The sequence below is a fragment of the Micromonospora luteifusca genome (genome assembly GCF_016907275.1).
In the GTDB taxonomy this organism is placed as follows: domain Bacteria; phylum Actinomycetota; class Actinomycetes; order Mycobacteriales; family Micromonosporaceae; genus Micromonospora; species Micromonospora luteifusca.
The window spans coordinates 2,177,567-2,197,737 of record NZ_JAFBBP010000001.1; the positions used below are offsets into that span (position 1 = coordinate 2,177,567).

Below are 20,171 nucleotides of genomic sequence, written 5' to 3' on the forward strand. Positions count from 1 at the left end.
GCCAGGTGGTCTCCTCCGGCTGGTGCTTCCTCGCGGCGATGATCGTCGCGTACGGCTTCGCCAACCTTCTCCAGTCGGTGGCCGCGGCTCGCACCACGGTCCACCACACCTTCGATCCGGGCCTGCTGCTGCGCCTCGCCGGGCACCGGACGTACCTGGTCGGCCTGGGCTGCCAGATCGGCGGTTTCGTGCTCGCCTTCCTGGCCCGCCGGGACCTGCCGCTGTTCCTCGTGCAGGCGAGCGTCGCGGCCGGGCTCGGGGTGACCGCCATCCTCGGCGTGCTGGTGCTGAAGTGGCGGTTACCGGTGGCGGAGGTGGTGCTGCTGGCCCTGCTCTTCGCCGGGATCACCGCGCTGGTGCTGTCCGCCCGTCCGGCCCCGTCGCGACAGCTCGGCACCGGTGGCGCGATCGCCCTGCTGGTGGCGCTCGGCGTCATCGCGGTGCTCGGTGTCTTCGCCGTCCGGTTGCGCGGGGCACCCGGTTCGGTGGCCCTCGGCTCGCTGGCCGGGTTGGCGTTCAGCTCGGCGGCGGTCGCCGCTCGCCCACTGGCGTCCGCGCCGTCCGCCGAGGCGTTCCTCGCCGACCCGCTGTTCTACCTGCTGATCGCCCACTCGATCGTCGGTCAGCTGCTGCTCGGGCTGGCCATGCAGCGTGGCTCGACGACCGCCGCGGTCGCCGCGATGGACGCCGCCGGTGCGGTGCCGGCCGCGATCGTCGGTCTGCTGCTGCTCAACGACAAGATCTGGCCGGGGCGGGAATGGTTGGCCGCGGCCGGTTTCCTGGTCACCCTGGCGGCGGTGATCGGGCTGACCCGGTACGCCGAGCCGCAGCAGCAACGTTCGGTGGCGCGCCGCCGCGACCAGGCGATGGTCGCCGTCGGCCGGACAGGCTGACGGGCCACGCCGCCCGGCGAGAAACGCCGCCGCGATTTCGGTAAACCATCGTGCGGGGGGCCTTTTCGCTGCTCTACGCCTCGACGGGCTTGCGGCGGCTCACCACCCGCTCGTAGAGGCGCTCCAACGCGCCGGCGGTGCGCTCCCAGGTGTAGCTGCTGCGCACCCGGTCCACCGCGGCGTGCCCGTAGGCGAACCGGCCGGCGTTGTCGGCGAGCAGCCGGCGCAGCGACACTCCGAGTGCGCGTACGTCGCCGGGGGGCACCAGGCGGCCGGTGACCTCGTCGACGACGGCGTCTGCCAGACCGCCCATCGCGTAGCCGATCACCGGCACCCCGCAGGCCATCGCTTCCAGCGAGACCCGCCCCGCCGAGGAGTAGTGCGGGGTGCAGGCGACCACGTCCGCCGAGCGGTACCAGGTGGCCATCTGGTCGTGCGGCACCGCCCCGACGAGCCGCACCTGGTCGACGACGCCGATCTGTTCGGCAAGCTCGCGCAGCCGTCGCGCCTCCGCGTGGTTGGCCAACTGGTCGGCCGGCGGCCCACCGGCGATCACCAGCTCGGCGTCACCGACCAACCGCATCGCCCGGACCAGGTCCTCCTGGCCGTGCCCGGCGGCGAGTGAGCCCACCGAGAGGATGCGGGGCCGCTGTTCGCGCGGTGCGGCCTCGCCGTCGGGATGGAACAGCTCGATGTCGACGCCGGCCGGCACCAACGCGACCGAGCTGCGTTGCAGACCCATCCGGGTCAGCTCGTCGACCTCGTCGTTGGACTGGGCCACGGCGATGTCGACCGCCCGGGTCAGGGCGCGTTCCAGCGTGATCCGCTGTCCCGGCCCGTCGTAGTGGCCGCCCAGGTGCCGCAGCTGCTCGATGCCGAGCGAGTGGAAGGTCTGCACCACCGGTATGTCGGTCTCCCGAACGGCGTGTGCAGCGGCCAGGCCACCGACCCAGTAGTGCCCGTGCACCACCTCGGGTCGCCAGGCACCCGACCACTCGTCGGCCAGCCAGCGGCCGACCTCCGTCACGTACGGGATCAGCTCGGCGGTGGGTAGTGGGGTGGGCGGGCCGGCGGGCACCTGGTGCACCTGGTAGCCGTCGACGTTCATCGTCGCCGGAAGCGTCGGGTCGTCCCGGCGGTCGTAGAGGCGGACGTCATGGCCCCGCTCGGCCAGCTCGGCGGCGACCCGCGCAATGTGCTGCCGGGTGCCGACCGGCGGGCCGTCGGCGTGGCGGTAGGAACTGGCGTGCGCGCAGACGAGGCCGACGCGCATGGGTCACCTCCCTGCGATCATTCCTCGGCGGTGGTCCTCCCGTTCAGAGCGTCCCATTAACCTCCGAACCCGGAGTCGAAACCTGGCAGATCGGGAACAGTCCCCGCAGGTGCCACCGACGCTTGCGCCACAGCAACCACAAAGGCCACATGTCAGGCCGTTTTCCCCGGTGATCAACAATCGGTACCTGGTATGACCAGGCCCGCGCGGGGGTACCGATCAGGAATGCCGCTGACCCGCAGCCTTGACGATTCGACCGTGGTGATCACCGGCGCGTCCAGCGGGATCGGCACGGCGACCGCGTACGCGTTGGCCAGGCGCGGTGCCGCCGTCGTGCTGGCCGCCCGCAGCGAGCCGGCTCTCCGACAGGTCGCCCAGCGCTGTTGGGAGTTGGGCGGACGGGCACTGGTCGTGCCGACCGACGTGACCGACCTGGAGTCGGTGCAACGGCTGGCCGATCGGGCGGCGGCCGAGTTCGGGCGGATCGACGGTTGGGTGAACAACGCCGCGGTGAGCGCGGTGGGGCTGTTCGACGAGATTCCGGTCGCCGAGTTCCGCCGGGTGCTGGAGGTCAACCTGCTCGGGGCGGTGCACGGCATCAAGGCGGCACTGCCGTACCTCAGCTCGGCCGGTGGCGGTGTGCTGATCAACAACGCCTCGGTGCTGGCCGAGGTGGCCATGCCGTACCAGTCGGCGTACAACGCCACCAAGCACGGCATCCGAGGGCTGGCCGACACGGTCCGGCAGGAGCTGCGGGTCACCGGTCGCGGTCAGATCTCCGTCTGCACCGTGCTGCCAGCCACCATCGACACCCCCTTCTTCCGGCACACGGCCAACCACACCGGCCGTGAGCTGTTGCCACCGCCCCCGATCTATCCGCCGGAGGTGGTCGCCGAAACCATCGTCCGGCTGCTGCGCCGGCCCCGCCGCGAGGCGTACGCCGGTGGCGCGGCCCGGCTGCTCGGTCTGCAGTGGCGGCTGGCGCCCGCGCTGGTGGAGCGCACCCTCGGCTGGTACGCCCACCGCACCCAGTTCGGTCCGGGTGCTCGGCTGGACAGCACCGGCAACGTGTTCCACCCCGACGGCCAGGCCCAGCGGGACGGCGGCTGGCACGGCCGACGGCGTCAGTTGGTGCGGATGACCGCCGCGTTCGGCCTCGCCGCCGCCGGCACCGCGGTCGGCACGTTGGCGGCGATCAACCGCCGGACCCGGTTGGACGGCCGATGACCGGCATCGAGCGCCCGAATGCGCGAACTGTCACCGACGCGCACAATGGGGCGATCATGTCGAACTGCCGCGTGGACATCGACGATTCGTCAGTGGTGGTCCGGCTCACCGGGGTGCTCGACGCCGCCGGAACCCGGGCCGTACGGGACGCGCTGCTGGCCCGACTCAGCGACCGACCAGGCCCGGTGGTGGCCGACGTGACCGGGCTGCGGGTCCTCGACCCGGCTGGGTGGGGTGTCTTCGCCGAGGTTTGCCGGGAGGTCGCCGACTGGCCCGCCGCGGATCTGCTGCTGTGCGACGCGACGGTGGACGGGCCCGACCACGCGGACGCTCCGCTGGCCGGTGTGCCGGCCTGGCCGACTCTGGACGGCGCGCTGGCCGCGGCGGCGCCGCTGGCGGCGGTGCTCACCGCCGAACTGGCCCCGACGGTGGGAGCGGCCCGGCAGGCCCGCGAGCTGGTCACCGCCGGTTGCGAACGCTGGGGCATGCCGACGCTCATCGACCCGGCCTGCATCGCGATCACCGAAATGGTCAACAACGTGGTGGCGCACGCCCGAACTCCGATGGCGGTCCGGCTGGCTCCCCAGGACAGCACCCTTCACCTGGCGGTCCGCGATCACTCCCCGCGTCGGCCGACGTTCGCCGGGCTGTCCCCGCCGAACCGGGTCGGCGGCCGGGGGCTGTTGCTGATCGACACCGTGGCCCGTCGCTGGGGCAGCAGCGCCGTACCGGACGGGAAGGTCGTCTGGTGCGTGCTGCACCCGGAAGACGAGGCCGCGGCACCCGAGTGACGGGGCTTTTCGCCTCCGCTGCCGGATTCGCCACGGCATGGCCGGCGGTGCTCCGGTTATGGCGGCAGGGCAGCGGGTAGTGATCAGACATGCGCGACAACGAGTACCCGACCCCCGTGTCCGACACCGAGGCGCAAGGGCTTCCCGACACCGCCGATGACGACTCGACCGCCAACGACGACGTGCTCACCGGGCGCGAGGCGGACGGCCCGGACCCGGCCCAACTGCCCGGCGACCGAACGCCGGTGGCGGTGGACCGGTTCGGTACGACCGCCGAGGAGCAGCTCGACGGTGAGTCGTTGGACTACAAGCTCGACCGGGAGGTCTACGAGCGTCCGGCGGACGACCCGCTGGCCGGGACGATCGATCCGAAGATCGCCTTCGAGGCCGACAACCTGGAAGCCGCGGCGGAGGCCCAGTTGGACGCCGACGTGATGGATCCGGGGCCCACCTCGGATCCGAACTCGCCGGTCTCCCTCTACGACCACGGCCAGCTCGGCACGGTGGCCGACGCCACGGTGGGCCGGCTGGTGGAACCGGACGAGGGGTCGCACACCGACCAGGAGACCGACTCGGTGGCGTACGACGCCGGTTCCGCTGGCGGCGGGGCGAGCGCCGAGGAGTTGGCCATCCACGAGACGGAGCCGCCGCGCTCGGTCTGACCCGGGTCAGTCGTCCAGGCCGCGTTCGATGGCGTACCGGGTCAGCTCGACGCGGTTGTGCAGTTGCAGCTTGCCCAGGGTGTTCTGCACGTGGTTCTGCACAGTGCGGTGCGACAGCCCGAGCCGCTGGGCGATCTGCTTGTAGGACACGCCCTTCGCCACCAGCCGCAGCACCTCCGTCTCCCGATCGGTGAGCTGGGGCGTTGCGGGCCCCGCGCTGCCGGCCGGGTTGTTCCCCCGCCCCGGTCCGGCGGCCAGCCGGCGGTACTCGCCGAGGACGAGCCCGGCCAGGCCGGGGGTGAAGACCGCGTTGCCGGCCGCGGTGCGGCGGACCGCGTCGAGGAACTCGGCGGGCGCGGTCGACTTCGTCAGGTAGCCGGTGGCGCCCGCCTTGACCGCGTCCAGCACGCTCTGCTGTTCGCCGCTGGCGCTGAGCATCAGCACCCGCACCTCAGGCAGTGCCGCGCGCAGCCCAAGGATCACCTCGACGCCGGAGATGTCCGGTAGTTGCAGGTCGAGGACGACCACGTCGGGCCGGGCGGCGCCGGCCACCCGGATGGCCTGTCGACCCTCCCCGCTGGTCGCCACCACCAGGAATCCGGCCTCGGTCAGGTCCCGGGCCACCCCCTCGCGCCACATCGGATGGTCGTCGACCACCATCACCCGTGTCGGGCTCACCGCTGCGGCCTCGGCACGGTCAGCTCGATCTCGGTGCCAGCCTCGGGGGCCGACACGATCCGCACCGTCCCGCCCAGGTCGGCCACCCGGCCCCGGATCGACTGGGTCACACCGAGCCGCCCCTGGGCGGCCGCCTCGGTCAGCCGGCCGTCCGGGATGCCCGGCCCCTCGTCGCGGATCGACACTGTCACCGTCGCCCCCTCGTCCTCGATCAGCACCCAGGCCCGCCCACCGGCATGCCGCCCCACGTTGTCGAGCGCCGCGCCGGTCGCGGCGGCCAACTCTCCGGCCACCCGTCGAGGCAGCGGCACCGGGGTGGCTGGTGCCGAAAGCGCCACCGCCGACGAGGCGTACCGGCCGAGGAGAGTCCGCAGGTCCACCGCGGCGGCCTCGGGACCGTCCGGGTTCACGGCGGCGGACGGGCCGGCACCGGCGATCAGCGCCCGCAACGCGGCCTCCTGCTCGCCGGCCAGCCGGGCCAGCTCGCCGGCCTCGCCGGGCAGGTCAGCGCCACGCCGCTGCACCAGCGCCAGCACCTGGAGCACCGAGTCGTGGATGCCGCGGGCCAGCCGCTCCCGCTCCCGGGTGGCGGCCTCCAGTTCCACCGCGCGTTGCAGCCGTTCCTCGGCGCTCGCCGCGAGCCGGGCCACGTGTCCGACCACCACTCCGGCGAGCAGCATCAGGATCACCCCGGTGAACGAGGACTGGCCGATCCGCTCCCGGGTGGCCAGGTCCGCGCCGGCGACCAGCAACGCCGCGATCGTGCCTCGCCGTCGACCGCCCGAGACGGCCCAGGCCAGCACCGGGCCGGCCATCCAGGCAACCCCCATGGTGGGTACGCCGGTGGAGAGCGCCGCCCGGCCGACCACCCACGGGGTGGCCAGCACGACGGCCAGCACCACCCCGAGGTCGGCCAGCAGCAGTGGCCAGCGCCGCCAGGCCGGTCGGGCGTAGCCGAGCGCGGTCACCCCGGTCCAGGTGATCATCACCAGGAGCAGGGCGCCGACGGCGTACGGGTGGGCGTACCGGTCGGAGTCGCGGATCGCGAGCACGCAGACGTACGCCAGGGACGCCAGCCTGAAGACCGTGAGCGCACGCCACAGCGGCACCTCGAGTCCACCCGGCGGCGACGGCATGGCGGTCAGGATGCCACAACCGGGCCAGTGGCACGGCGAGCAGTGAGTGCGGTTCGGGAAACCCTGACGTACGGTGGAAAAGCCGCGAAGCACTCCAAGATCCGCCGCCAGGACGGGCCCATGACGAACGCAGATCCGCACGCACCGCGTACGGTTGTGCCCATCGAACCTGCCCTCCTGATCGCCGATGCCTTCGACCAGGCCCAGGTGACCGAGATTCGACACTCGGTCACCTCCTGCGCGCATGCCTCCGGGCTCACCGGTCAACGGCTGGACGACTTCGTGCTCGCGATCAACGAGTTGATCACCAACGCGGTGCGGCACGGCGGCGGGCTCGGCTGGCTGCGGCTCTGGCACGAGTCGAGCCTGCTGGTGTGCGAGGTGGCTGACCACGGGCACGGGATCAGCCCGCAGCGGTTGGGCGACCGCACTCGGCCGGCTGCGGACACCGCCGGCGGCTGGGGCCTCTGGCTGGCCCGGGAGCTGACCGACGGCATGGAGGTCGTCACCAGCACCGCCGGCACCACCGTCCGCGTCACCACCGGTCTCGTCAGCCACGACCGCACCCCCAGCTGATCTCCCGGGGGCAGCGGCCTGCGGCTGTGCGGTTCAGGCGAACAGCGCCGAGACGGATTCCCCGTTGTGGATCCGGCGCATGGCTTCGGCCAGGGCAGGGGCCACCGACAGGACCTGCAGTTTGGGGACCCGCTTGGCGGCCGGGATGGGCACCGTGTTGGTGCAGACGATCTCCAGGACACCGTCCTGGTCGCTGAGCCGCTGCAACGCGTCACCGGAGAAGAGCCCGTGCGTGCAGGCGAGCCGGATCGAGCGGACCTTCAGGCCGCGCAGATGCTCCATCAGCTCGACCACCGTGCTGCCCTTGGCGATCTCGTCGTCCAGCACGATGACGTCCCGGTCGGTCACCTCGCCGATCACCGCGCTGATCTTGACCAGGTCGTCGCTGAACCGCTGCTTCGCCCCGGCCGCGACCGGCGTGCCGAGCAGTCGGGCGAAGGCCGCCGCCTCCTTGGCATTGCCCAGGTCGGGTGAGACCACCACGGTGTTGCTCAGGTCGTAGCGACGGAAGTGGGTGGCCAACTCCCGCAGCGCGTGCAGGTGATCCACCGGAACGCTGAAGAAGCCGTGCACCTGCGGCGAGTGCAGGGTCATCGCGAGCACCCGGTCCGCCCCGGCCGACGTGAGCAGGTCGGCGACGAGCCGGGCTCCGATCGAGATCCGCGGCGCGTCCTTCTTGTCCGAGCGGGCGTACGCGTAGTGCGGCAACACCACGGTGATCCGGCCGGCGGACGCACCCCGAGCGGCATCGATCATCAGCAGCAGCTCGACCAGGTGCTCCTGCACCGGCGGCACCAACGGCTGGATCAGGAAGACGTCACGCTCCCGGCAGTTGGCCTGCAACTGCACTTCCAGACAGTCGTTCGCGAACCGGGACACCCGCACCGGAAGCAGTGGCACCCCCAGGTGGGTGCAGATCTCGGCAGCAAGGTCAGGATGGGCAGTTCCACTGAAAACGGCGATGTCGCGCACGTTCGCACATCGTAGGCGAAGCGGTCGGCGACGGGCGGCGGCGGGCCACACCCCACCGTGACGCCTGTCGCACGCGCCGCCGGTCCGGGTACGGTGCTGCGGTGACCCCCCAGTACGTCGCCGCCATCGACCAGGGCACCACCTCCTCGCGGTGCATCGTCTTCGACCGGGCCGGGGAGATCGTCGCCGTGGCCCAGCGCGAACACCGGCAGATCTTTCCCCAGCCCGGCTGGGTCGAGCACGACGCCGAGGAGATCTGGGACAACGTCCAGCAGGTGATCGCCGAGGCGCTGCGGGCCGCCGGCACCGACGCGGCCGGGCTGGCCGCCGTCGGCATCACCAACCAGCGGGAGACCACCGTCGTCTGGGACCGGGCCACCGGCCGTCCGGTGGCCAACGCCATCGTCTGGCAGGACACCCGGACCGGGCCGCTGCTGCGCGAGCTGGCTTCGGCGTACGGCGAGGAGCGGTTCCGCACCCGCACCGGTCTGCCGTTGGCCACCTACTTCGCCGGACCGAAGCTGCGCTGGCTGCTCGACGAGGTCGACGGCCTGCGCGAGCGTGCCGAGCGCGGCGAGGTGCTCTTCGGCACCATGGACAGCTGGCTGATCTGGAAGCTGACCGGTGCGCACGTCACCGACGTGACCAACGCCAGCCGGACCATGCTCATGGACCTCACCACCCTCGACTGGGCCCCGGACCTGCTGGACGCGATGGGCGTCCCGCCGGCGATGCTGCCGGAGATCCGCTGCTCCGCCGAGGTGTACGGCCAGGCCAGCGGCGTGCTCGCCGGAGTGCCGGTGGCCAGCGCACTCGGCGATCAGCAGGCCGCCCTGTTCGGGCAGACCTGCTTCCAGCCGGGCGAGGCGAAGTGCACCTACGGCACCGGCAGCTTCCTGCTGCTCAACACCGGTGCCAGCCCGGTCCCGTCCACGCACGGCCTGCTCACCACGGTCGCCTACCGGATCAAGGGCCAACCACCGGCGTACGCCCTGGAGGGCGCGATCGCGGTCACCGGCTCGCTGGTGCAGTGGTTGCGGGACAACCTCGGGTTGATCTCCACTGCCGCGGAGGTGGAGGAGCTGGCACGCACGGTCGACGACAACGGCGGCTGCTACGTCGTGCCGGCGTTCTCCGGGCTGTTCGCCCCGCACTGGCGCAGTGACGCGCGTGGCGTGATCGCCGGCCTGACCGGCTACATCACCAAGGGGCACCTGGCGCGGGCGGTGCTGGAGGCGTCGGCATGGCAGACCCGCGAGGTGGTCGACGCGATGGACGCCGACTCGGACGTGGCGCTGCGCCGCCTCCGGGTGGACGGTGGGATGACCGCCAACGGGCTGCTCATGCAGTTCCTCGCGGACGTGCTCGACGTGCCGGTGGTGCGTTCCCGGATCACCGAGACCACCTGTCTGGGCGCCGCGTACGCGGCCGGTCTGGCGGTCGGCTTCTGGCCCGATCTGGCAACCCTGCGGGCCCAGTGGCGCTCCGACGCGCAGTGGGAGTCGACCATGGCTCCGGAGCTGCGCGAGGAGGAGCTGCACAACTGGCGCAAGGCCGTGCAGCGCACCCTCGACTGGGTGGAGTGACCGCCAGCCCGGCGGTCACTCCCAGCGGTTGCCGGTCAGCTTCTCGTAGACGTCGACGTAGCGCGCCCGGGTCGCCTCGACCACCTCGGCCGGCATGTCCGGGGCCGGGCCCTGCTTGTCCCAGCCGCTACCGGTGGCCCAGTCCCGCACGTACTGCTTGTCGTAGGAGAACTGCACCCGGCCCGGCTGGTACGACTCGGCCGGCCAGAACCGCGACGAGTCGGAGGTGAGCAGCTCGTCGGCGAGGACCAGCGTGCCGTCCGGCGCCCAGCCCAGCTCGAGCTTGGTGTCGGCGACCAGGATGCCCCGGTCGGCGGCCAGCTCCGCGCCGCGCCGGTAGACGTCGAGGGTGATCTGCCGCAGTCGCTCGGCGGTCGCCTGGCCCACCTTGTCCACCACGTCGTCGTACGTGATGGGTTCGTCGTGCTCGCCCATCGGCGCCTTGCTCGACGGCGTGAAGATCGGCTCGGGCAGGATCGACGCCTCGCCCAGCCCTCGCGGCAGTGGTACGCCGGAGACGGCGCCGGTCCGCTCGTACTCCCGCAGGCCGCCACCGGTGAGGTAGCCGCGGGCGACGCACTCGACCGGGAGCATGTCCAGCCGCTGGCAGCGGATCGCCCGCCCGGCGAACTCGGCGGGCACGTCGGTGGCGGAGATGACGTGGTTTGGCACCAGGTCGGCGAGTTGCTCGAACCACCAGAGCGAGAGGGCGGTGAGCAGGCGACCCTTGTCCGGGATCGGCGTCGGCAGCGCAACGTCGTAGATCGAGATGCGGTCCGAGGCGACCAGGATCAGGTCGTCGCCATCGGCGTAGACGTCCCGAACCTTGCCCGAGTGCAGAAGTTCCACGCGCCCTAGTACACCATGTGCCATCGGAGGACCCGAGTCGACCACCCCCACCGGGAGGTGACCGGACGGACGTTGACACCTTCGTGCGCCGCCTGCGTGAATGGTCCGACCGACGACCCCGCAGGTCCAGGAGAGCCCCGTGCCCGTTGTTCGACCCCCGATCGATCGCCTCGGCGCCGACCCGGGCCGGCGCCGACTGCTCACCGCGCTGCTCGGTGCGCCCCTGCTCGCGTCCGGCGGGCTGGCCGGATGCAGTGACGGCGCCGCCACGTCGACCCAGGACGGGCCGGTCGAGCTGTCGGTCTTCTGGTGGGGTGGCGCCAAGCGGGCCGAGCTCACCGAGAAGGCGCTGCGGCTCTACTCGGTGCGGAACCCCCGGGTCACCTTCCGGGTCACCTGGCAGGGTGCCGACGGCTACTACGACCGACTGGCCACACAGGCGGCCGGTGGGAACGTCCCGGACCTGATCCAGATCGACGACGCGATGCTGACCGAGTACACGCAACGCAAGATCATTCTCGACCTAACCGACCAGGTCGCCGATCACCGACTGGATCTGCGGGGCCTGTCGGAGGGCCTGATCCGCTACGGCACGGTGGAGGGGCGGACGATGGCGGTGGCCGGCGGGCAGACCCACGCCGCCGTGGTCTTCAACCGGGACCTGCTGCGGGAGCTGCGCGTGCCGGAGCCACGCGGTGGAATGACCTGGGCCGAGTACGTCTCCTGGGCCGAACAGGTCACCGAGGCCAGCGACGGCCAGGTGGCCGGCACCATGGACGCCTCCGGCGACTACCGGGCGCTCTGGCTCTGGCTGCGCTCGCAGGGCGGCGAGTTCTACCGGGGCAACCAGCTCGGTTTCGGCGCGGACGAGTTGATCGCGTGGTTCGAGCTGTGGCAGCGGGCCCGCAGAGGACGGGCCACACCGGGCGCGGCGCTGGTCGAGCAGGCCGACAGCGGAGAGCCGGCCCGGCAGCTGGTGGTGACCGGGTTGACCGCCGCGTCCTTCGCCTGGTCGCACCAACTGCCGGAGCTCCAACGACTGACCAAGTCCGAGTTGGGCATCGTCGGCCTCCCCGGCCCGCCGGGCGCTCAGTGGGCACGGGCGTCCATGTACTGGGCGGCGTTCCGGGGCACCCGCCACCCGGCCGCCGTCACCGACGTGATCAATTTCTTGACCACGAACGGTGAGGCCGGCACTGTCCTCGGCCACGAGCGTGGGCTGAACGCCAGCCTTCCCGTCCGCCGCTACGCCGAGGGCAGCATCACCGACCCGGCCCAGAAGCGTGTCGCCGCGTTCGGCGCCAGCATCGACGACCTGCTCGGGCCGGCGCCGGCGCCACCGCCCAAGGGGCACCCCAAGGTGCGCACCCTGCTGGTCACCGCCGCCGAGCGCATCCGCGTCAAGCGCGACGGCACCCGCGAGGCCACCGCGCGCTTCCTGTCCCAAGCCATCGCGGCCCTCGCGGTGTGAGCACCGGCGGCCGGCTTGGGGCCGGCCGCTGGTGACCTGCCGGTGCCTTCGGCCCGGTCAGCGGGGCGGGCCGCCCCGGCGGTTGCGGGTCAGACGCAGCACCAGGAACACGATGATCGCGACGACCACCAGGCAGCAGAGCAATCCGAGGAAACCGAAGCCGCCGCCGCCGCCGCGTCGCCGCCGGACGGCTTCCACCACCAACTCGCCGGTGCCCGTCGATGCCCATGCCGCGACGGGCACGAAGACCGCGAGTACGACCGCACCGAGGACGGCGCTCAGCCGGCCCCACCACTTACCAAAAGAAGACATGTGCCCATCCTCGCCGAAGGGCGCAACCTGGGCACGTCGGTCCACACCGAAATCATGGGATAGGGCGCTCAATGCCGGCGAGCCGGTCCGCCGGGCTCGGACGAGGAGCTCGCGGCCCGGAAAGGGATCAAGGCCCCGTCCCATGATCGGGACGAGGCCTTGATCCTTACTTCCTTCGTAGCGGGGACAGGATTTGAACCTGCGACCTCTGGGTTATGAGCCCAGCGAGCTACCGAGCTGCTCCACCCCGCGTCGACTGGTTAACCTTAACCCACCCGTTCCGGCGATGATCAGCGGGGGTCCCAAGGCGTCCCCACCGCTGCGGAACCCGTGCCGAACAATGTCGAAAGCCCGCCTCCGGTAATCCGGAGACGGGCTTCGAACTGGTGTTTCTCTCGTAGCGGGGACAGGATTTGAACCTGCGACCTCTGGGTTATGAGCCCAGCGAGCTACCGAGCTGCTCCACCCCGCGTCGGCTCAGTAACCGTAGCGCACCACCCCCGGCCCCCGCAAAACGACAACCGAATCCGCCGGATCGCGGTCCGGCACACGCAGGTCAGCCGAGCCACGCCTCGATGGCGGCGACCGCTCGGCGACTGTCCGTGTCGACCTGTGTCCGCGGGCTGGACCCGGTCTCCCAGCCGATCTCCCAGAGGACGGTCACGACGTCGCCGACCCGGATCACCCGAACCAGCCGGACCTCGTCACCGCCGGTCGGGTCGCCGTTGATGTCCAGATTCGGCTTCCGCGTCTCGAACAGCACCGACTCGTCGCCGTACCCGTCGCTGCTCAGCAGCCGCTGCCTGCTCACCACCGACGCGTCGCCTGCCGGCTTCTCCTGCTCCGGGCAGTCGCGCACCGCCCGGCGCAGCTCGTCCAGCGCGTCGTCGGCACGCCCTTCCCGGTAGATGGTGATGGTGTTCCTGTAGGTGCCATCCTCGCCGACGCTGCCATCCGCTGCGTTCCTCCCCGGAGTTTTCGCCAGCTTGTAGACCAGGGACCGGGTCCGACGCTGCACGATCGCCGACTCGCTCGGGTAGCGGGCGTCGCACAGTCCCGGCAGCACGTCCCCATTGAGGAACCTCGGCTTGATGCTGGTCTGGTTCGCCGACGCGAGAGCGAAGAACGCCCGATCCGGGATGCTGACCGGAGTGTGTGGAGGCGCCGCGCTGGTGCCACGCGGAGACGCGGGGGTCGTACCCGGGGGTCGGCCGGGCGTGGACGGCGGGGCGGACGGCGACGGCGAACCGGCAGTCGCACTTGGAGCGGGGATCGTCGGTGTGTCAGCCGGCAAGGGCCCGGTCCCGGGCGGCGGCATGGCAACCACCTGGGTACCGATCACGACGCCACCCACCACCAGCGCCACGGCCAGGATGCCTCCGGCTGCACGGAGCCGCGCCGTCCGGTCGGCCCGCCGCCGCAACACGCTGGGGACGCCCAGGTCGCAAGCGTCAGCGTCGACGGCGAGGCGCTGATACATCTCAGAAAGTTCACGCGACATCAGTGGCCTCCAGTTCCACGTTGGCGAGATCGGGCAGCAACGCGGCGAGCCGGGACCGGCCGCGGGAAAGCCAGGACTTCACCGTGCCGACGGGTACGCCGACCTCAGTGGCGATCTCGTCCACCGACTTGTCGAACAGGTAGTGCAGAGCCAACGCCTGCCGCTGGTTCGCCGGCACCTGGCGCAGAGCCTGAAGCAGCAGCACGCTGTCCTCACTGGGCGGTCCGACCGTCGGTGGCGGCCCCGCCAACCGCAGCGCCCCGCGCAAGGTGCGCAACCGACGCCAGCGATCTGTCGCCAACCGCGTCACCACCAGCCGCAACCACGCCTCCGGCGCAGGGTGCGCCGACAGCCGCCCCCAGTGCCGCCAGGCCCGGGTGTACGCCTCCTGCACCAGGTCCTGCGCCTCACCGTGGTCACCGGCCACCGCATAGCCGTACCTCGCCATCCGCCGCGAAGTGCTGCGGTAGAACTCATCGAAGCTCTGCGCGTCCCGCACGAATGTCTCCCTCGTTCCCACCCCGTTGACTTGAGGACGGGCGACCGGTGTCACAGGTTGCGGGTCGGCCGGACCTTTCGGCGAGGCACATGAGGGGGCACAAGTCCGGACACGGCGGAGCCCCCGCCGTCAGGACCGGATGTGGTCCGACGACGAGGGCTCCGAGACGAACTCCCGGCGGTGGAGGGTCAGCCGCCGACGCTCGGGCTGACGCTCGGCGACGGGCCTCCGCTGGGCGTACCGGACGTGTTGCCGGCCTGCTGCGCCTGTTGGAACGCGGTGAGCGCCTCGTCCAGCGCCTTGAGCGCGCGGCCGTACCGCTCGAAGTCGCCGGACGTCTGCGCGGCCCGGACCTCGGTGATCGCGGTCTGCACCCGGTCCGCGGCGACGGCCAGGTCACCGGTCGGCGGCGGGTTGCCGGTGCCGGCGCTCGGCGTCGCCGTCGGAGTGGGAGTCGGAGTGGCCGGGGTCGTCGGATTGCCCCCGGTGGTCGGGGGCGGCGACGTGCCCTGCCCGGCCTTCTTGCCCTGCTCGACCAACTGCTTGATGCCGTCGTTGATGTTGTCGGCGAGCGCCACGAAGGAGCCACCGTCACCGTAGGAGAGCAGCACCTTCTGCAGCAGCGGGTACGCGTCCTGCTGGTTGCTCTTCACATAGACCGGCTCGACGTAGAGCATCCCGTCGGCGAACGGCAGCGAGAGCAGGTTGCCGTACTGCACCTGCGCCTGGTTGCTGGAGAGCAGGTTGAGCTGCTGACGGATGTTGGCGTTGTTGGTCATCTGCTGGTGCACCTGCACCGGGCCGGAGATCCGGGTCTGATCCGGCAACTCCAGCACCTCCAGCCGTGGCTTCCCCTCGACGTACGACCCGGAGATCAGCGCGGCGAGGTTCTGCCGGCCGTTCGGGGTGACCGCCGAGGTGAGCTGGAACCGCGGGCTCTCCTGCCCCGGGAACTGGGTGAAGAGGTAGTACGGGGGCTGCTTCTGGCCGCTGTCCGGAGCGTCCGGCACATTGGGCACCTGCCAGAAGTCCTGCGCGGAGTAGAAGTCGCCCGGGTTGGTCACGTGGAACTTGGTGAGCAGGTTGCGCTGCACCTTGAACATATCCGCCGGGTAGCGCAGATGCTCGGTCAGCTCGACCGGGATGTCCGCCTTCGGCAGCACCAGGTCACCACCGAACGCCTTGTTCCAGGCCTTGAGCACCGGGTCGGTGTCGTCGTACTCGTAGAGCTTCACGGTGCCGTCGTACGCGTCGACGGTGGCCTTCACCGAGTTCCGCATGTAGTTGACGTTCTCCCGGGCCAGCTGGAAAGTGCCCCGGTTGGTCAACTCGTCGGTGGTCTCGGTCTGCAGGTTGACCCGCTCGGCGTACGGGTAGGTGGCCGCCGTGGTGTAGCCGTCGACGATCCACTGCACCCGACCGGCGACAACTGCCGGGTACGGGTCGCCGTCCAGGGTGAGGAACGGCGCGACCTTCTCCACCCGGTCCCGCGGGTTACGCACGTAGAGGAGCCGGGAGTCCTTGTTGACCGCCTCGGAGAGCAGGAAGTTCGACTCCTGCTCCTTGATGGCGTACAGCAGCCGTCGGGTGAAGGAACCGATCTTGACGCCGCCCTCACCGGTGTAGGTGTAGGACTCGCCGCCACCCTCACCGACCGGCCGGTCGAACTCGGCCTTCTTGTTCGGGTCGGCCTGACCGACGATCGCGTAGTCGTCGGCCGCCATCCGCTCGCCGTAGTAGATGCGCGGCTGCTTGGCCGGGATCTGCTCGGTCTGCGAGGAGCACGCTTCCTGGGTCTTCTCCCCCAGGAAACCGGAGACGAAGAACGGTTGCCCGCCGCAGACCACCTGGTTGGCCGGCGCGGCCACCAGCCCGTACCCGTGGGTGTAGACGGTGTGCCGGTTGATCCAGGTGTTCTGCTGGTCGGTCAGCTCGCCGTAGTTGATTTCCCGGACGCCGACCACGTAGTCGGAGACCGTCCCGTTCACCCCGTAGCGGTCGATGTCCAGCTTGGGGCCGAAGTCGTAGAAGCCACGCACCTGCTGAAGCTGGGTGTACGTCTCGCTGACCAGCTGCGGATCGAGCAGCCGCACATTCGACACCACCGAGGTGTCGGTGGCCAGGTTCCCCGGTGGGGTGAGGTTGCTCGCCGCGTACGGGGTCGTCTCGGTGGCTCCCAACCCGAACGCCGCCCGCGTCGCCTCGATGCTGCGCTGGATGTACGGCGCTTCCTTGTCCTTGGCGCTCGGCTTGACCTCGAAGGTCTGCACCGCCCAGGGGTAGATGCCGCCGATGGCCACCGCGGACACGCCGAGCAGTGCCAGCGAGATCCCCGGCCAGACCAGGTTCCGCATCCAGGCGTTGGAGAAGACGACGATCGCGATCGCCACCACGATCGAGATGTAGGCCAGGATCTCCTTCGCCGGCAGCAGCGCGTTGACGTCGGCGTAGCCGGCGCCGTACAACTTGGCGCCCTCGTTGTACTCCAGCAACATCGCTCGCCGGTCCAGCACGTACGCGATGGCCTTCAACAGCACGAAGACCGCGATCAGGCTGCTCAGGTGCGCGCGAGCCGCGTTGCTCATCCGGTCCCCGACGCCCTGCAGGCGGACCCCGCCGAAGAGGTAGTGCACCGCCAGCGCACCGATCACGGCCAGCACCACCGCGGTGAAGGCCACTCCGAGCAGGTACCGCCAGAACGGCAGTTGGAAGACGTAGAAGCCGATGTCCACCCCGAACTCCGGGTCCTTGATCCCGAAGTCACCGCCGTTGCGGAAGAGCAGCCACTGGTTCCACCGGTTCTGCGCGGAGAGACCAGCGAAGAGCCCAACCACCGCGGCGGTCAACAGGATCCAGGTGCCGAGTCGCGGGCTGAGCGCGATCCGATAGCGCTCCAGCGTCGCCTGCTCCACGGAGTGCGGACGCAGTCGCGGGCGCAGACGGTGGGCCAGCCACAGGTTGCCACCGACGACCACCGCCATGCCGAGACCGATGGCGAGGAAGAGCAACAGCCGGGTGAGCAGGACACCGGTGAAGACCTCGGTGTAGCGGACCTCGTCGAACCAGAGCCAGTCGGTCCACGCCTGGACACCCCAGCCCAGCAGGGTGAAGAGCACGAACACCCCGACCAGGACAGCGATGGTGACGCGCCCGCGCCGGCTCATCCTCGGAAGGGGGCTGCTGCTACGCATGACCACTGTTGGCTCCGCACGCTCGATGTGATCGGCTCCGACCAGGCACCCAGAGTACGGGGTGTTCCTGAGCGTGTCGGGGCACGGTCACACCGGTCAACAGCGGGTCGGCTGACCCCCTGAGCGCAACGCTTCAAGGGCGGTCATCGCCTCGTCCAACGAACCCACCCGGAGCAGCGGCAGACCGGGCTGCGGATTGCGGACCGCCTCGGCGCAGTTGTCCGCCGGCACCAGGAAGACCTTGGCCCCGGCGCGCTTCGCGCCGACCAACTTCTGCGCGATTCCGCCGATCGGACCGACGGTGCCCTCGTCGTCGATGGTGCCCGTGCCGGCGATGACCTGGCCTCCGGTGAGGTCGGCCGGGGTCAGCTTGTCCACGATTCCCAGGGCGAACATCAGACCGGCGCTCGGCCCGCCGATGTCACCCAGGTCGATGCCGAGGGTGAACGGGTGCGGCTGCTGCTGATCGATCTCGACGCCGATCCGCGGTCGACCGTCCTGCTCACGACTGGTCACCGTCGCCGTGGCCGGCGCACCGTCACGGGTGTAGGCGATCGTCAACGCCGTGCCGGCCGGCTTGGCCCGGACCAGTTCGGTGACCTTCGAGGCCACCGGCACCGGCTGACCGTCGACCGCGGTGATCACATCGCCGACCTTCAGCAACCCGGCGGCCGGGCCATCACCGGACACCGTCTTGATCACCACCTGCACCGGAAAGCCCAACTCCCGCAGCGCGGCAGTCTCCGCGCTGGTCTGCGAGGCCTTGAAGTCCTCGGCGTTGCGCTGCTCGACCTGCTCGGTCGACTCCCCCGGCGGGTAGACCAGCTCACGCGGCACCACCGCCTCGTCGTCGGAGAACCAGCCCGCGATCGCCCCACGCAGCCGCACCGTGGGCTGCACCCCCACCGTGGTCAGCCGCAACTGGCCAACGGAGGTCGAGGTTTCCCGCCCGGAGACCTGGATGACCTCCTTACCGTCGGCCGTACCCAGGGTGTTGACCGTCGGGCCCGGGCCAAGCACCACGTACGGGATCGGCACCCGGAGCACCCCGATACTCAGCAGGGCGGTGAACAGGGCACCGAGCAGGACCGTCAGGCCACGACGTCTCATGCCGCAGAGCGTACCGACCAGCTGGGCGCCGTCTGCCGGATGCGTCGTTCGACTTCGCCCTCAGCGCAACGCCAGCGGCGGCGACCAGGGGCGCGGCCCGCGTACCGTAGACGTCGTGCCTGATATTCCGTTCGGTTTCGCGCTCCCGGGTGGGCAACCACCAGACCCCAACGATCCCGCGCAGATGCAGCAGTTCATGTCGCAGTTGCAGCACCTGCTCTCCGCGCCGGGCAGCGGTCCGGTCAACTGGGACCTGGCCCGGCAGGTAGCGGCCAGCCAGCTCGCGGCCGCCGGCGACCCGGCGGTGTCACCGTATGAGCGCAACGCGGTCGAGGAAGCGCTGCGCCTGGCCGATCTGTGGTTGGAGCCGGCCTCGGCATGGCCGTCGGGCATCCAGTCCCCGGTCGCCTGGAACCGCAATGAGTGGATCTTCAAGACGCTGGACGTGTGGCGCAAACTCTGCGACCCGGTCGCGAGCCGGATGGTCGGCGCGATGGGCGACCTCGTGCCACCGGAGGCACGCGACCAGCTCGGCCCGATGCAGTCGATGGTCGCCACCCTCGGTGGCGCGCTCTTCGGCGGCCAGCTGGGCCAGGCCCTCGGTTCGCTCGCCGCGGAGGTGCTCTCCGCCGGCGACATCGGGCTGCCGCTCGGCCCGGCCGGCACGGCCGCGCTGATCCCGGCCAACATCCGGGCGTACGGCGAGGGCCTGGAGCTTCCCGAAGATGAGGTACGCCTCTACGTGGCGCTGCGTGAGGCCGCCCACCAGCGGCTGTTCCAGCACGTCCCGTGGCTGCGTGGGCATGTGCTCAGCGCGGTCGAGATGTACGCCTCGGGCATCCGGGTCAATCGGGAGGCGATCGAGGAGGCGATGGGTCGGGTCGACCCGACCGACCCGGAGTCGATGCAGGCGATCGCCCTGGAGGGCATCTTCACCCCGGAGGACAGCCCGGCGCAGAAGGCCTCACTGGCCCGACTGGAGACGGCCCTCGCCCTCGTCGAGGGCTGGGTGTGCCACGTCGTGGACAACGCCGCCAGCGACCGGCTGCCCAACGTCGTCCGGTTGGGCGAGGCGTTCCGCCGTCGCCGGGCCGCCGGCGGGCCGGCCGAGCAGACCTTCGCCGCACTGGTCGGCCTGGAGCTGCGCCCGCGTCGACTGCGCGAGGCCGCGGCGCTCTGGGCCGCGCTCACCCAGCACCGCGGCATCGAAGGCCGGGACGCCGTCTGGGGCCACCCGGACCTGCTCCCCTCGGACGACGACTTCGCCGACCCGGTCGCCTTCGCGATGAACGACATGGACCTGAGCGAGCTGGACAGCTTCGACTTCACCGCTCCCGGTGGCGCGGAGGAGAAGGCCCCGGGCCAGCCCGACGAGACCGACGGCGAGGGCGACGTCAAGCCCTGATGCCAGTGCCCTGACGCCAGTGCCCGAGTGCCCGCTCCG

At 71.0% G+C, this 20,171-nt stretch carries 18 protein-coding genes and 2 tRNA genes; 8 read left to right on the plus strand and 12 right to left on the minus strand.

Features of this window, described 5'->3' with window-relative positions:
- Positions 1 to 38: 38 nt before the first annotated feature.
- Positions 39 to 893, plus strand: a complete 855-nt coding sequence (locus tag JOD64_RS09455) for a DMT family transporter (RefSeq protein WP_239560405.1) — start codon at positions 39 to 41, stop codon at positions 891 to 893.
- A gap of 73 nt (positions 894 to 966) precedes the next feature.
- Here JOD64_RS09455 and JOD64_RS09460 read toward each other — a convergent pair whose 3' ends face one another.
- The gene (locus JOD64_RS09460; protein ID WP_204941896.1) at positions 967 to 2,166 is read right to left on the minus strand and encodes a glycosyltransferase; all 1,200 of its coding nucleotides are present in this window, start codon (positions 2,164 to 2,166) and stop codon (positions 967 to 969) included.
- A gap of 225 nt (positions 2,167 to 2,391) precedes the next feature.
- Between JOD64_RS09460 and JOD64_RS09465 the strand changes: the two genes are divergently transcribed.
- The 3 genes from JOD64_RS09465 to JOD64_RS09475 all read left to right on the plus strand — a co-directional run bounded on the left by JOD64_RS09465 (position 2,392) and on the right by JOD64_RS09475 (position 4,846).
- Positions 2,392 to 3,393 (plus strand): SDR family oxidoreductase, encoded by a 1,002-nt coding sequence (locus JOD64_RS09465; RefSeq protein ID WP_204941897.1) that lies wholly within the window; start codon positions 2,392 to 2,394, stop codon positions 3,391 to 3,393.
- On the plus strand, positions 3,390 to 4,184 hold the full coding sequence (locus tag JOD64_RS09470; protein WP_204941898.1) for an ATP-binding protein: 795 nt from the start codon (positions 3,390 to 3,392) through the stop codon (positions 4,182 to 4,184). The genes JOD64_RS09465 and JOD64_RS09470 overlap by 4 nt, the downstream gene beginning before the upstream one ends.
- Positions 4,185 to 4,273: 89 nt before the next feature.
- Positions 4,274 to 4,846: a DUF5709 domain-containing protein gene (locus tag JOD64_RS09475; protein ID WP_204941899.1), complete on the plus strand. Its 573-nt coding sequence runs from the start codon at positions 4,274 to 4,276 to the stop codon at positions 4,844 to 4,846.
- A gap of 6 nt (positions 4,847 to 4,852) precedes the next feature.
- Here the strand turns inward: JOD64_RS09475 and JOD64_RS09480 are convergent, their stop codons facing one another.
- Positions 4,853 to 5,506: a response regulator gene (locus JOD64_RS09480; protein ID WP_204945993.1), complete on the minus strand. Its 654-nt coding sequence runs from the start codon at positions 5,504 to 5,506 to the stop codon at positions 4,853 to 4,855.
- Between the two features lie 14 nt (positions 5,507 to 5,520).
- The gene (gene macS, locus JOD64_RS09485; protein WP_204941900.1) at positions 5,521 to 6,660 is read right to left on the minus strand and encodes a MacS family sensor histidine kinase; all 1,140 of its coding nucleotides are present in this window, start codon (positions 6,658 to 6,660) and stop codon (positions 5,521 to 5,523) included.
- A 120-nt stretch (positions 6,661 to 6,780) separates the two neighbouring features.
- Between macS and JOD64_RS09490 the strand changes: the two genes are divergently transcribed.
- The gene (locus tag JOD64_RS09490; protein ID WP_204941901.1) at positions 6,781 to 7,236 is read left to right on the plus strand and encodes an ATP-binding protein; all 456 of its coding nucleotides are present in this window, start codon (positions 6,781 to 6,783) and stop codon (positions 7,234 to 7,236) included.
- 33 nt (positions 7,237 to 7,269) lie between these two features.
- Here JOD64_RS09490 and JOD64_RS09495 read toward each other — a convergent pair whose 3' ends face one another.
- A complete protein-coding gene (locus JOD64_RS09495) occupies positions 7,270 to 8,208 on the minus strand; it encodes a ribose-phosphate diphosphokinase (protein WP_204941902.1) in 939 nt (312 codons plus the stop codon).
- Between the two features lie 101 nt (positions 8,209 to 8,309).
- On the opposite strand from JOD64_RS09495, the gene glpK reads away from it, so the two are divergent.
- A complete protein-coding gene (gene glpK, locus JOD64_RS09500; protein ID WP_204941903.1) occupies positions 8,310 to 9,794 on the plus strand; it encodes a glycerol kinase GlpK in 1,485 nt (494 codons plus the stop codon).
- A gap of 15 nt (positions 9,795 to 9,809) precedes the next feature.
- On the opposite strand, the gene JOD64_RS09505 is transcribed toward glpK, so the two are convergent.
- On the minus strand, positions 9,810 to 10,643 hold the full coding sequence (locus JOD64_RS09505) for a phosphoribosylaminoimidazolesuccinocarboxamide synthase (RefSeq protein ID WP_204941904.1): 834 nt from the start codon (positions 10,641 to 10,643) through the stop codon (positions 9,810 to 9,812).
- 139 nt (positions 10,644 to 10,782) lie between these two features.
- On the opposite strand from JOD64_RS09505, the gene JOD64_RS09510 reads away from it, so the two are divergent.
- Positions 10,783 to 12,114 carry an ABC transporter substrate-binding protein gene (locus JOD64_RS09510; protein WP_307813311.1) on the plus strand — a complete coding sequence of 444 codons (1,332 nt, stop codon included), beginning with the start codon at positions 10,783 to 10,785 and terminating at the stop codon, positions 12,112 to 12,114.
- A 57-nt stretch (positions 12,115 to 12,171) separates the two neighbouring features.
- On the opposite strand, the gene JOD64_RS09515 is transcribed toward JOD64_RS09510, so the two are convergent.
- The 7 genes from JOD64_RS09515 to JOD64_RS09545 form a co-directional block, all read right to left on the minus strand.
- Positions 12,172 to 12,426, minus strand: coding sequence for a hypothetical protein (locus tag JOD64_RS09515; RefSeq protein ID WP_204941906.1), 255 nt, complete (start codon positions 12,424 to 12,426; stop codon positions 12,172 to 12,174).
- 178 nt (positions 12,427 to 12,604) lie between these two features.
- Positions 12,605 to 12,678, minus strand: a tRNA-Met gene (locus tag JOD64_RS09520).
- Between the two features lie 146 nt (positions 12,679 to 12,824).
- Positions 12,825 to 12,898, minus strand: a tRNA-Met gene (locus tag JOD64_RS09525).
- A gap of 84 nt (positions 12,899 to 12,982) precedes the next feature.
- Positions 12,983 to 13,906, minus strand: coding sequence for a hypothetical protein (locus tag JOD64_RS09530; protein WP_239559468.1), 924 nt, complete (start codon positions 13,904 to 13,906; stop codon positions 12,983 to 12,985).
- A gap of 10 nt (positions 13,907 to 13,916) precedes the next feature.
- Positions 13,917 to 14,426 carry a SigE family RNA polymerase sigma factor gene (locus tag JOD64_RS09535; RefSeq protein ID WP_204941908.1) on the minus strand — a complete coding sequence of 170 codons (510 nt, stop codon included), beginning with the start codon at positions 14,424 to 14,426 and terminating at the stop codon, positions 13,917 to 13,919.
- A 188-nt stretch (positions 14,427 to 14,614) separates the two neighbouring features.
- Entirely contained in the window at positions 14,615 to 17,617 is a 3,003-nt protein-coding gene (locus tag JOD64_RS09540) for a UPF0182 family membrane protein (RefSeq protein ID WP_204941909.1), read from the minus strand.
- Between the two features lie 96 nt (positions 17,618 to 17,713).
- Positions 17,714 to 18,727 (minus strand): YlbL family protein, encoded by a 1,014-nt coding sequence (locus tag JOD64_RS09545; RefSeq protein WP_204941910.1) that lies wholly within the window; start codon positions 18,725 to 18,727, stop codon positions 17,714 to 17,716.
- A gap of 184 nt (positions 18,728 to 18,911) precedes the next feature.
- Between JOD64_RS09545 and JOD64_RS09550 the strand changes: the two genes are divergently transcribed.
- Positions 18,912 to 20,132: a zinc-dependent metalloprotease gene (locus tag JOD64_RS09550; protein WP_204945994.1), complete on the plus strand. Its 1,221-nt coding sequence runs from the start codon at positions 18,912 to 18,914 to the stop codon at positions 20,130 to 20,132.
- The last annotated feature ends 39 nt before the right edge of the window (positions 20,133 to 20,171 follow it).